Here is an 11,998-nt window from a genome sequence, read left to right as displayed (position 1 = left end):
TGACCAGCGAAGCCCGAATCCATGACCGAACCTGCGCTGCTTCTCCGCCCGCAACTTCGACGCATGCTGCGCAAAGCCCGTCGCGCACTGACACCCAGTCAGCAGCGCCAGGCCGCTCGCGGGCTGTACAGGCAATTGGCCCAGCAACCGCTGTTCCGCCGCGCCAGACACATCTCCCTCTATCTGCCGACCGACGGTGAAATTGATCCGCGCCTGTTGCTGCGTGCCGCGCAGCGCCGGGGCAAGGCCACCTATCTGCCGGTGCTGAGTGCCTGGCCGCGAACCAAAATGGTGTTCCAGCGCATCCGGCCAGGGGAAAAACTCAAACCCAACCGCTTCCGCATTCTCGAACCACGGGCCAACCTCGCCCGGCAGCGCAGGATCTGGGCGCTGGACCTGGTGTTGTTGCCATTGGTGGGGTTTGACGATGTTGGCGGACGCCTGGGGATGGGCGGCGGTTTCTATGATCGGAGCCTGGCTTACCTGGCGCGCCGCAATGACTGGCGCAAGCCGACGCTGTTGGGGCTGGCCCATGAGTGTCAAAAGGTGGAGCGATTGGCTCAGGCGAGCTGGGATGTGCCGCTGCAGGGCACGGTGACAGACAAGGCCTGGTATTACGCAGGCTAGGCGCCACTTCGATCAGCGACGCAGGGACAACAGGATCAGCGCTTGAAAGCTGTCGACTGTTGCTGCAATTGGGCGAGCTCGACCGGCGCATCGGTCTTGCTGGCCCACAGGCTTTGGGCATAGCCAGTGGTCACGACGCCAAGGCCAAACAAAATGACCAAAATCCATAGTAAATCCGGTTTGCGTTTCATCGATTGCCCCCCAAAGGCAGATCTACACGATGACAGCAGCGGTTTCCGTTTGTAGGCCGTGCAGCAGCGTCAAGCTTTAAAGGCCGGCATTTTGCGACAACGTGAACCGCTGCGCAAATGCTGACGTCAACCGACTGTCGGTTTGTCATAAAATTGCCGAAAAGCGGCTCAATCACCCCGCAAGGAGCAAAAAGACATGGCCTATTGGCTGATGAAATCCGAGCCCGACGAACTCTCGATCAAGGGGCTGGAAAAACTCGGCAAAGCGCGCTGGGACGGGGTTCGAAACTACCAGGCACGCAACTTCCTGCGGGCCATGGCCGTAGGGGATGAGTTCTTTTTCTATCATTCCAGCTGCCCGGAGCCGGGCATCGCCGGCATCGGCAAAATTGTCGAAGCCGCGTATCCGGACCCGACGGCGCTGGAACCTGAAAGTCATTACTACGACCCAAAGGCAACGGCGGAGAAAAACGCCTGGAGCGCGATCGATGTCGCCCATGTCGAGACGTTTGCCCGGGTGCTGAAACTGGATTACCTGAAACAGCAGACTTCGCTGGCCGAGATGCCGCTGGTGCAGAAAGGTTCGCGGCTGTCGGTGATGCCGGTGACGCCGGAGCAGTGGGCGGCGGTGATATCGCTCAAGCCGTAAGGTTCTCGGTGCCCATCCAAATGCCATCGCGGGCAAGCCCGCTCCCACAGTGGCTTCTGGTGCTCACAAAATTTGTGTTCACCGCTAATCCTTGTGGGAGCGGGCTTGCTCGCGAAGAGGCCGGTACAGGCGCCAGAAGCCTTATTGAATGATCAGGTTGTTAAACAAAAGATCCTCAACCACCGGCTTGCCGGTTTCGTCATTCATCACCTGCTGGGTCTGCTTCAGAGCTTCCTGACGCAGCTTTTCCTTGGCCTCGACATTGTTCATGGTCTCGGTGGTCTGCTGGGCGAACAGCGCGACCAATTGATTGCGGATCAAGGGTTCATTGGCCTTCACCGCCTTGGCAGCCTCGTCACCGGTCACCCGCAACGCCACATCGGCCTTGTAGACTTTCAGTTTCGGCGTGCCGTCCAGCCCGTAGTTCCCCACGAAGGGTGGGCTCAGGGTGATGTAACTGACCTTCGGAGCCGTATCTTCTTTGGCTTCTTCGGCCACCGCTGCCACAGGCAGGGACAGGGCCAGCAACAACATGATCCACGCTTTCACAATTCACTCCTTATCCGGTTTGCGGCCTAGCATAACGACCCGCCATGCAAGCACAAGCTTATGGCTGACTATCAGGGCCGGGCATGCTCGTTGACCCTTCGACCCACACACCTAAACTTATCGGCCATCACTCCCAAAGGAATAGCCCTGATGAAAGCCGTGCTGTGCAAAGCCTTCGGCCCTGCCGAATCGCTGGTGCTGGAAGACGTCGCCAGTCCTGTCGCGAAGAAGAATGAAATCCTGCTGGACGTGCACGCCGCCGGGGTCAATTTCCCCGACACGCTGATCATCGAGGGCAAGTACCAGTTCAAGCCGCCCTTCCCGTTTTCCCCGGGTGGCGAAGCGGCCGGCGTGGTCCGCGAAGTCGGCGAGAAGGTCAGCCACCTGAAAGTCGGTGACCGGGTCATGGCCTTGACCGGCTGGGGCAGCTTTGCCGAACAGGTCGCCGTGCCAGGCTACAACGTGTTGCCGATTCCGCCCTCCATGGACTTCAACACCGCTGCCGCCTTCAGCATGACCTACGGCACCTCGATGCACGCCCTCAAGCAGCGCGGCAACCTGCAACCGGGCGAAACCCTGCTGGTGCTGGGTGCTTCTGGCGGTGTCGGCCTGGCGGCGGTGGAAATCGGCAAAGCCATGGGTGCCCGGGTGATTGCCGCGGCCAGCAGCGCGGAAAAACTCGCCGTGGCCAAGTCCGCCGGTGCCGATGAACTGATCAACTACAGCGAAACCAGCCTCAAGGACGAAATCAAGCGCCTGACCGACGGCCAGGGCGCCGACGTGATCTACGACCCGGTGGGCGGCGACCTGTTCGACCAGGCCATCCGCGCCATCGCCTGGAACGGCCGCCTGCTGGTGGTCGGCTTCGCCAGCGGGCGCATCCCCGAACTGCCGGTCAACCTGGCGCTGCTCAAAGGCGCGGCGGTGCTCGGCGTATTCTGGGGCTCCTTCGCCCAACGCCAACCGCAGGACAACGCCGCGAACTTCCAGCAACTGTTTGGCTGGTTTGCCGAAGGCAAATTGAAACCACTGGTGTCGCAGGTGTATCCACTGGGCAATGCGGCGCAGGCGATCAATGATCTTGGCCAGCGTAAAGCCGTCGGGAAAGTGGTGGTGCAGGTTCGCTGACCCCGGCAAAGGGCCCGGACCTCTGGGTCCAGGCTCTTTCCCTACAGTAACTGGCGGATATCTTCCGGCAAAAACCTTACATACCTGGAACCCGGGTTGTTCGAGCATTGCCTGATAATGATCGGCACCTTCCTGTTCATTTCAGCGATCAATGACAGACGCCGTTCGGTCGGCAGTGTTGCCGTGGAAAACGCGTTCGACAGATAAGCCCGGATGTAATGGAAGGCGGCGGAATCAATCCACTCGTGCTCCGGGGCTCGCGCCAGTGCCTCATTGAGATCGCGGCATCTCAATGCCTTGAGCCGCTGGTTGAGATGCAGCGGTAGATACACATCGAACCCGAATATTATCGGCGCAATGACTTCCTGCTCCTCAGGCTTGCCACCCTCAACGGTCCATGGCTTGAACCGCCACTGCGCTATGGCGACTCGGGCCGCCTCGGCGAAATCAGGGTGATCGCTTTGCAAAATGCTCACCTTGCTGACCGCGCCGTTGGCATGCGCCACGAACCTGACCCGGACATTACCGGTGATTCCAGCCCGGTGCAGCGCCGGTGGGTAAATCGGCTTGGGGTTGTTTTCCGGTATCAGGAACACCTCACCTGCGTTGCTTGCAACAGACCAGACAAACAGCAGCACCACGAACACAAACCACCGCATCCTCCTCTCCCTCGCACCTGAAACGCCAAAATTGGCTGTGCGGCCAAGGTTAAAGCTCAAGGGTGCGGCACTGAAGGTCACGGCTTCCGGTAACAGAGCAGGACATTTCCCAAAGAATTGCCCTACCCGGGATGGATCAGTCGCGTAAAACATGGGTGGGTAATGCTTCCTACAACGCCCTTCACTTTCACCTGAGCGACATGTTCATAAAGGAATGCGCGATATCCAACATTTCCGCTGTTTTGCCGATGAGAACCGGTGCTATTTTCGGTAACGAAACTGTAACATTCGTAACCGCAGTCAAAACAAGAAATCTGGAGCTCTTGAATGTTTGCTTTCTTTCGTCCTGCCGCACATCAGGCTCCATTGCCTGAAGAAAAAATAGACAGCACCTACCGACGCCTGCGCTGGCAGATCTTCGCCGGCATCTTCATTGGCTATGCCGGTTACTACCTGCTGCGCAAGAACTTCTCCCTGGCCATGCCCTACCTGATCGACGAGGGTTACTCCCGCGGTCAGCTGGGTCTGGCGATGTCCGCCATCGCGATTGCCTACGGCCTGTCGAAGTTCCTCATGGGCCTGGTGTCCGACCGGTCCAACCCGCGTTTCTTCCTGCCGTTCGGCCTGCTGGTGTCGGCTGGGGTCATGTTCATTTTCGGTTTCGCGCCCTGGGCGACGTCCAGCGTGACCATGATGTTCATTCTGCTGTTCATCAACGGCTGGGCGCAGGGCATGGGTTGGCCGCCGAGTGGCCGGACCATGGTGCACTGGTGGTCGCAGAAGGAACGTGGCGGCGTGGTGTCGGTGTGGAACGTGGCGCACAACGTCGGCGGCGGCCTGATCGGCCCGCTGTTCCTGATCGGCATGGGCCTGTTCAATGACTGGCATGCGGCGTTCTACGTGCCGGCAGCGGTGGCACTGGCGGTTGCGGTGTTTGCCTTTGTGACCATGCGCGACACCCCGCAATCGGTTGGCCTGCCGCCGATCGAGCAGTACAAGAACGACTACCCGGAAGGCTACGATGCCAGCCACGAAGAGGAATTCAGCGCCAAGGAAATCTTCGTCAAATACGTGCTGCGCAACAAAATGCTCTGGTACATCGCCCTGGCCAACGTCTTTGTCTATCTGCTGCGCTACGGCGTGCTGGACTGGGCACCGACCTACCTCAAGGAAGCCAAGGGCTTCACCGTGGATAAAACCTCGTGGGCGTATTTCTTCTACGAGTGGGCAGGTATCCCGGGCACCCTGCTGTGCGGCTGGATGTCGGACAAGATCTTCCGTGGCAACCGCGGCCTGACCGGCATGGTGTTCATGGCGCTGGTGACGGTCGCGACGCTGGTTTACTGGCTCAACCCGGCCGGCAACCCGATGATCGACATGATCGCGCTGCTTTCCATCGGCTTCCTGATCTACGGCCCGGTCATGCTGATCGGCCTGCAGGCGCTGGAGCTGGCTCCGAAGAAAGCGGCCGGCACGGCGGCGGGCTTCACCGGCCTGTTCGGTTACCTGGGCGGTTCGGTCGCGGCCAGTGCAGCGATGGGCTACACCGTGGACCATTTCGGTTGGGACGGTGGTTTCGTGCTGCTGGTGGGCGCCTGCCTGCTGGCGATGGCCTTCCTCGCCCCGACGCTACGCCACAAACAAGTCGCCAGTCAGGGCCGCGAAGCACTCGCTTGATCAGCCTTTGATTTACAGCGCTTGAGCCGCGCCTCCAGATTCCGGTCTGGCATGGCGTGGCTACGCAGGGCGTGCGCGGTCTGCTCGACATAATCGCGAGTGGTGCCGTAACGCCCGCAAGCGTTTTCGAACACATGGCTCAGCACATGGTCCGGCAGGTTACCGGCATAGCTGGGCAGATGTCGCTCCAGCACAAACCCCAAGGCCTGAACCTGGCTGCCATCTTCGAGTCGGCAGTTGAGCCAGTGCGGGCGGTAGGAAGGAAATGGCATCTCGCGCTGCCAAAGTGCGTACAGCGACGCTTCGAGTTGCTCTTCGGGCAATCGATAGGCGAAACCGCTGCAAGAGCCACCGCGATCCAGGCCGAACACCAGGCCGGGCATTTCCGGAGTGCCGCGATGTTCGTGAGACCACAGGTACAACCCGCGATGGTAGCCATGCACCCGGCCGCGAACCCGCTCAACCGCCGTGCATTCAGGCCGCCAGATCAGCGAGCCATAGGCAAACAGCCACACCGGCCCACCCTTGTGACGGGCCATGGTCGACTGCATCGAGCTGAGCAATTGTTCGTGGGTGAGCTGCGGCCCCAGATCGAGCCGCGGAGGGTAAGCCAGATTCAAAAAAGCAGATTCGATGGCGCTCATGGCGAATAGCGTTCAGCTCCCCGCGGGTGAAGAATTACTTAATAGAACGCACGGCTGTAACAATAAGGCACATAAGTTTTAAGGCAATTTGAATGCCATGGCACAGTTCTTAATGGGTTGCCTGCGTGACATATAACCTACCGATATTTATTAAAGTTTATAAATATCGATAGGCTATATACGGAGTTATATACCTGTGGGAGCGAGCTTGCTCCGGGCGGCGTTCCGACGATGGTCGTTAACGATTACGCGGGAGGTCTGGCTACCCGCAGTGTTCTTGAGTCCATCGCGAGCAAGCTCGCTCCTACAGGGGGGCAGCGTCAGGAGCGAGGGGCGTACGCAAACACGTCGGCGCGCATCTGGTGGGCGTCCATTCCCGCTTCCACCAGCGCATCCAGCGTGCCGTAGACCATGGCCGGCGAGCCACTGGCGTAGACATGCAGGGCCTTGAGATCGGGAAAGTCTTCACAGACCGCTTCATGCAACATGCCACAGCGCCCTTCCCAACCGCATTGATCGCTGACGACCTTGTGCAGGAACAGGTTGGGCAATTTCAGCCATTCGTTCCAATGCTCGACTTGATAAAAGTCTTCTGGACGACGCACGCCCCAATACAAATGCACCGGATGCTTGAAACCCGTGGCCCGGCAATGTTCGATCAGGCCGTGGATCTGACCCATGCCGGTGCCGGCGGCGATCAGCACGAGAGGACCGTCCGGCAACTCCTCCAGGTGGGTATCGCCAAACGGCAACTCGACCCGCACCATGCTGTTGCGCTGGAGCTGCTCGATCAGGCTCAGCGCACTGGATTCGCGCGCCAGTACGTGGATTTCCAGGTCGCGCCCCGCATGCGGTGCCGAGGCAAGGGAGAAGGCGGACTTTTCGCCATTCTCGCGTTCGATCATCAGGTACTGGCCGGCGTGGTAGCGCGGCGGTTTGCCGGCCGGAGCCCGCAGACGCACGCGCCAGGTATCGCCGCCCACGTCCTTGCACTCAATGACCTGACACGACACGCTGCGCACCGGCAGTTCTCCCAAGGCGAGCACGCCATCCCACAGCACAATGCAGTCTTCCAGCGGCTCCGCAATGCAAGTGTAGAACTCGCCATGATCACGCACATTGCCGGCCTGCTCGACCCGACCTTCCACCAGCAGCGCCGCGCACACGTGGCAATTGCCGTTGCGGCAACTTTGCGGGCATTCGTAGCCCAGTCGTCGCGCGCCATCGAGAATCCGCTCGCCGGGCAATATCTCAAGCACTGCTCCGGAGGGCTGCAAGGTTACACGCATCAATCTATTCCTAACTGATTCCAGATGGCATCGATCCGCTGGGTCACCGCATCGTCCTTGACGATGACACGGCCCCACTCACGGGTGGTTTCGCCCGGCCATTTATGCGTGGCATCAAGGCCCATTTTCGACCCCAGGCCGGACACCGGCGAAGCGAAGTCCAGGTAGTCGATCGGCGTGTTGTCAATCATCACCGTGTCGCGCTTGGGGTCCATGCGCGTGGTGATGGCCCAGATCACGTCGTTCCAGTCCCGGGCGTTGATATCGTCGTCGGTGACGATAACGAACTTGGTGTACATGAACTGTCGCAAAAACGACCAGACACCCAGCATTACCCGCTTGGCATGGCCCGGGTACGACTTTTTCATGGTCACGATGGCCATGCGGTAAGAGCAACCTTCGGGTGGCAGGTAGAAATCGGTGATCTCCGGGAACTGCTTCTGCAGGATCGGCACGAACACTTCGTTCAGCGCGACGCCGAGGATCGCCGGCTCATCCGGCGGACGACCGGTGTAGGTGCTGTGGTAGATCGGCTTGATCCGGTGGGTGATGCGCTCGACGGTGAACACCGGGAAGCTGTCGACTTCGTTGTAGTAACCAGTGTGGTCGCCGTACGGGCCTTCATCGGCCATCTCGCCCGGATGGATCACGCCTTCGAGGATGATTTCGGCGGTGGCCGGCACTTGCAGGTCATTGCCGCGGCATTTCACCAGCTCGGTGCGGTTACCGCGCAACAGGCCGGCGAAGGCGTATTCGGAAAGGCTGTCGGGTACCGGGGTCACGGCGCCGAGGATGGTCGCCGGGTCTGCGCCCAATGCAACGGCAACAGGAAAGGGTTGGCCCGGATGCTTTTCGCACCACTCGCGATAATCCAGCGCACCGCCACGGTGGCTCAGCCAGCGCATGATGACTTTGTTGCGGCCAATCACCTGCTGGCGGTAGATACCGAGGTTCTGTCGGTCCTTGTTCGGCCCCTTGGTGACGGTCAGGCCCCAGGTGATCAGCGGCGCGACGTCGCCTGGCCAGCAGGTCTGCACCGGCAACTTCGAGAGGTCAACATCGTCGCCTTCGATGACCACTTCCTGGCAGATCGCGTCTTTGACCACCTTGGGCGCCATCGAGATGATCTTGCGGAAGATCGGCAGCTTGGACCAGGCATCCTTCAGGCCTTTCGGCGGCTCGGGTTCCTTGAGGAACGCCAGAAGCTTGCCGATCTCGCGCAGTTCGCTGACTGCTTCCGCGCCCATGCCCAGCGCTACGCGCTCAGGCGTACCGAACAGGTTGCCGAGCACCGGAATGTCAAAACCCGTGGTTTTTTCGAAAAGCAGGGCCGGGCCTTTGGCGCGCAAGGTGCGGTCGCAGACCTCGGTCATTTCCAGGACTGGGGACACCGGAACCTGAATGCGCTTGAGTTCGCCGCGCTGTTCCAGCCCGCTGATAAAGTCGCGCAAGTCGCGATACTGCATGCGTAAGCCTCGTGTTGGCCGTGGCGTTCGGGGCAGGCAGTTTAGCGCCGAACCCTTCGGTTCAGAACCACGAACTGCCACCTGATCAAAAATCGGATAGCAAAAAGCCGGGTTTCCCCGGCTCTAGTGCCCTGTATGGCTGTCTCTGTTAGTCAACTTCGGCGCCGCTAGCTCATATCCTGCGTTGCTGCTCCTCGCCATAGCGGGCTATGACTCGTCGCAGCGCCTTGGCTATGAGCCAGCGGCATCCGAATTTGAACTAACGAGACAGCCACACAGGGCACAGCCCTGCTCGACTTACTTGCGTTTCATCGACAGGAAGAACTCATCGTTGGTCTTGGTCGTTTTCAGCTTGTCGACCAGGAACTCGATGGCAGCGACTTCATCCATCGGATGCAGCAGCTTACGCAGGATCCACATACGCTGCAGCTCGTCGTCGGCGGTCAGCAACTCTTCGCGGCGGGTGCCGGAACGGTTGATGTTGATGGCCGGGAATACGCGCTTTTCAGCGATGCGGCGATCCAGAGGCAGCTCCATGTTGCCGGTGCCTTTGAATTCCTCGTAGATCACTTCGTCCATCTTCGAGCCGGTTTCAACCAGCGCGGTGGCGATGATGGTCAGCGAGCCGCCTTCTTCGATGTTCCGCGCGGCGCCGAAGAAACGTTTCGGTTTCTCCAGGGCGTGGGCATCGACACCACCGGTCAGTACCTTGCCGGAGCTCGGGATCACGGTGTTGTAGGCACGGGCCAGACGGGTGATGGAGTCGAGCAGGATCACCACGTCTTTCTTGTGCTCGACCAGGCGCTTGGCCTTCTCGATCACCATTTCGGCAACCTGCACGTGACGGGTTGGCGGCTCGTCGAACGTCGAGGCAACCACTTCGCCGCGCACGGTGCGCTGCATTTCGGTTACTTCTTCCGGACGTTCGTCGATCAGCAGCACGATCAGGTGAACTTCAGGGTTGTTACGCGCGATGTTCGCGGCAATGTTCTGCAGCATGATCGTCTTGCCCGCTTTCGGCGGAGCAACGATCAGACCGCGCTGGCCTTTACCGATCGGGGCGCACAGGTCGATGACACGACCGGTCAAGTCTTCGGTGGAACCGTTACCGGCTTCCATCTTCATGCGTACGGTCGGGAACAGCGGGGTCAGGTTCTCGAAGAGAATCTTGTTTTTCGCGTTTTCCGGACGGTCGAAGTTGATCGTGTCGACCTTGAGCAGCGCGAAATAACGCTCGCCTTCCTTTGGAGGGCGGATCTTGCCAACGATGGTGTCACCGGTGCGCAAGTTGAAACGACGGATCTGGCTCGGCGAGACGTAGATATCGTCTGGACCGGCGAGATAGGAAGCGTCAGCGGAGCGCAGGAAGCCGAAGCCGTCCTGGAGAATCTCCAGCACGCCATCACCGGAGATTTCCTCACCGCTTTTCGCGTGCTTCTTGAGCAGGGAGAAAATCACGTCCTGCTTGCGCGAACGGGCCATATTTTCTATGCCCATCTGTTCGGCCAATTCGAGCAGTTCGGTAATCGGCTTTTGCTTGAGTTCAGTCAGATTCATATAGGAATGACGTAATCATTTATGGAGGGGGGAAATTAAGCTTTTGGCTTAATGAGGCCGCGCCGCAGAGAAGGCGACAGGATCGCGTACTTATTCGAAAAGGAGTGCGTCGGCGACGGCTAGCAGGGGGCAATGGAGAAACCAGTGCGGGGCCGAATGTACCACCTGAGTTTAGGAGCGTCTAGCCCTGAATACGCAAAAAGCCCCGCTATTTGCGAGGCTTTTTCAGGACACTTTGCAGCGACGCTTAGATGTTGGCGTCGAGGAAAGCAGCCAGTTGCGACTTCGACAGTGCGCCGACCTTGGTCGCTTCAACGTTGCCGTTCTTGAACAGCATCAGGGTCGGGATACCACGCACGCCATGCTTGGCCGGGGTTTCCTGGTTTTCGTCGATGTTCAGCTTGGCGACGGTCAGCTTGCCTTTGTAGGTCTCGGCAATTTCGTCCAGAACAGGAGCGATCATTTTGCAAGGGCCGCACCACTCAGCCCAGTAATCGACCAGTACAGCGCCTTCAGCCTTGAGTACGTCGGCCTCGAAGCTAGCGTCGCTAACGTGTTTGATAAGATCGCTGCTCATGGAATTCTCCAGGGTTGTAAGCAAAAAAACGTGGCCCATCATAGCTGCCCTTCCCTCGTTCAGGAAGGTGCAGTTGATTGAGTCTCGCTATGGTGTTCCATGAGTTTGGGTATAGCCCGTGTCACGCCGTCGCGGGAGCGACGAAGGCAATTCCGGTGCGCAACGCCGCGTTGCGCACATGTTCGTGCATGGCTTTTTGCGCGGCGCCTGAGGCACGGCGAGCCAGCGCGCGAAGGATCTTGCGGTGCTCCTGCCAGGTTTCCATGGCCCGCTCGGCCCGGATGAACGGTAGTTTCTGGCTTTCCAGGAAGATATCGGCGCTGGCAGTGAGGATACTCAACATTGCCTGATTGCCGCTGGCCAGCAGGATGCGCCGGTGGAATTCGAAGTCCAGGCGCGCCGCCGCTTCGAAATCAGCGGCCTTGAGTTCGTTACGCATGGCGGCGACGTTGTCTTCCAGGGCATCGAGCTCCTCGGTGCTCAAGGTCACGGCCGCCAACCCCGCGGCAAACCCCTCCAGCGCGTAGCGCAACTGGAAGATATCCAGCGGCGAAGCCTGTGCCGCAAACGGCCAGCCCGCTGCGACCTCGCCTCGCGGCAGCTCCACCGGCGCCTGCACGAACACGCCTTTGCCCGGCTGGATGCTGATGACGCCCAGCGCACTCAGGGACGACAACGCCTCGCGCAAAGAAGCCCGGCTTACGCCCAACTGGACCGCCAGGTCCCGTTGCGAGGGCAAGGCATCCCCCGGCCCGAAGCCCTGCTCGGTAATCAGTTTGCGGATGGCTTGCAGCGCCACTTCGGGTACGGCGCGGGAGATCGAGTTCATGGTTTTCCAGACGAACCAGGCCAATGTGCGCTCAGTTGTAAAGCTATTCGCGACGCCCGGCAAGTCGTGCCCCATGGGGGTTCGGTGATTTTCCCGGCTGCGCCATCGGGGTGCGAAACACAACCTGACTGTTCAGACCAGTAAGACCGTTCGACG

13 protein-coding genes are annotated in these 11,998 nt (G+C 59.8%); 4 read left to right on the top strand and 9 right to left on the bottom strand.

The features are described from left to right. The first annotated feature begins 21 nt into the window (after positions 1–21). Positions 22–627, top strand: coding sequence for a 5-formyltetrahydrofolate cyclo-ligase (locus AC07YV_RS04485; protein WP_102699644.1), 606 nt, complete (start codon positions 22–24; stop codon positions 625–627). Between the two features lie 35 nt (positions 628–662). Here the strand turns inward: AC07YV_RS04485 and AC07YV_RS04480 are convergent, their stop codons facing one another. Then, positions 663–818: a hypothetical protein gene (locus tag AC07YV_RS04480; RefSeq protein WP_007978897.1), complete on the bottom strand. Its 156-nt coding sequence runs from the start codon at positions 816–818 to the stop codon at positions 663–665. A gap of 196 nt (positions 819–1,014) precedes the next feature. Between AC07YV_RS04480 and AC07YV_RS04475 the strand changes: the two genes are divergently transcribed. After that, a complete protein-coding gene (locus AC07YV_RS04475) occupies positions 1,015–1,467 on the top strand; it encodes an EVE domain-containing protein (RefSeq protein ID WP_102699645.1) in 453 nt (150 codons plus the stop codon). A 141-nt stretch (positions 1,468–1,608) separates the two neighbouring features. Here AC07YV_RS04475 and AC07YV_RS04470 read toward each other — a convergent pair whose 3' ends face one another. Continuing rightward, positions 1,609–2,016: a flagellar basal body-associated protein FliL gene (locus tag AC07YV_RS04470; protein ID WP_102699646.1), complete on the bottom strand. Its 408-nt coding sequence runs from the start codon at positions 2,014–2,016 to the stop codon at positions 1,609–1,611. Between the two features lie 150 nt (positions 2,017–2,166). On the opposite strand from AC07YV_RS04470, the gene AC07YV_RS04465 reads away from it, so the two are divergent. Beyond that, entirely contained in the window at positions 2,167–3,144 is a 978-nt protein-coding gene (locus AC07YV_RS04465; protein WP_102699647.1) for an NADPH:quinone oxidoreductase family protein, read from the top strand. A 41-nt stretch (positions 3,145–3,185) separates the two neighbouring features. Here the strand turns inward: AC07YV_RS04465 and AC07YV_RS04460 are convergent, their stop codons facing one another. After that, positions 3,186–3,803 (bottom strand): energy transducer TonB, encoded by a 618-nt coding sequence (locus tag AC07YV_RS04460; protein ID WP_102699648.1) that lies wholly within the window; start codon positions 3,801–3,803, stop codon positions 3,186–3,188. 327 nt (positions 3,804–4,130) lie between these two features. Between AC07YV_RS04460 and glpT the strand changes: the two genes are divergently transcribed. Then, entirely contained in the window at positions 4,131–5,480 is a 1,350-nt protein-coding gene (glpT, locus tag AC07YV_RS04455) for a glycerol-3-phosphate transporter (protein ID WP_015097309.1), read from the top strand. On the opposite strand, the gene AC07YV_RS04450 is transcribed toward glpT, so the two are convergent. From AC07YV_RS04450 to AC07YV_RS04425, 6 genes are all read right to left on the bottom strand, one after another. Further along, positions 5,456–6,124: a gamma-glutamylcyclotransferase gene (locus tag AC07YV_RS04450; protein WP_007978886.1), complete on the bottom strand. Its 669-nt coding sequence runs from the start codon at positions 6,122–6,124 to the stop codon at positions 5,456–5,458. The genes glpT and AC07YV_RS04450 overlap by 25 nt on opposite strands. A 320-nt stretch (positions 6,125–6,444) precedes the next feature. Then, positions 6,445–7,413, bottom strand: a complete 969-nt coding sequence (locus AC07YV_RS04445; RefSeq protein ID WP_095964290.1) for a CDP-6-deoxy-delta-3,4-glucoseen reductase — start codon at positions 7,411–7,413, stop codon at positions 6,445–6,447. Further along, positions 7,413–8,879, bottom strand: coding sequence for a 4-hydroxy-3-polyprenylbenzoate decarboxylase (ubiD, locus tag AC07YV_RS04440; protein WP_102699649.1), 1,467 nt, complete (start codon positions 8,877–8,879; stop codon positions 7,413–7,415). The genes AC07YV_RS04445 and ubiD overlap by 1 nt, the downstream gene beginning before the upstream one ends. A gap of 297 nt (positions 8,880–9,176) precedes the next feature. Further along, positions 9,177–10,436, bottom strand: coding sequence for a transcription termination factor Rho (gene rho, locus AC07YV_RS04435; protein ID WP_003206716.1), 1,260 nt, complete (start codon positions 10,434–10,436; stop codon positions 9,177–9,179). Positions 10,437–10,683: 247 nt separating this feature from the next. Continuing rightward, positions 10,684–11,013 (bottom strand): thioredoxin TrxA, encoded by a 330-nt coding sequence (gene trxA / locus AC07YV_RS04430; RefSeq protein ID WP_003206727.1) that lies wholly within the window; start codon positions 11,011–11,013, stop codon positions 10,684–10,686. Between the two features lie 121 nt (positions 11,014–11,134). Next, positions 11,135–11,842, bottom strand: a complete 708-nt coding sequence (locus AC07YV_RS04425) for a FadR/GntR family transcriptional regulator (RefSeq protein WP_102699680.1) — start codon at positions 11,840–11,842, stop codon at positions 11,135–11,137. Positions 11,843–11,998: the final 156 nt, after the last annotated feature.

The organism is Pseudomonas sp. GW456-E7, assembly GCF_059424105.1.
This window is presented reverse-complemented; position numbering and strand designations above follow the sequence as displayed.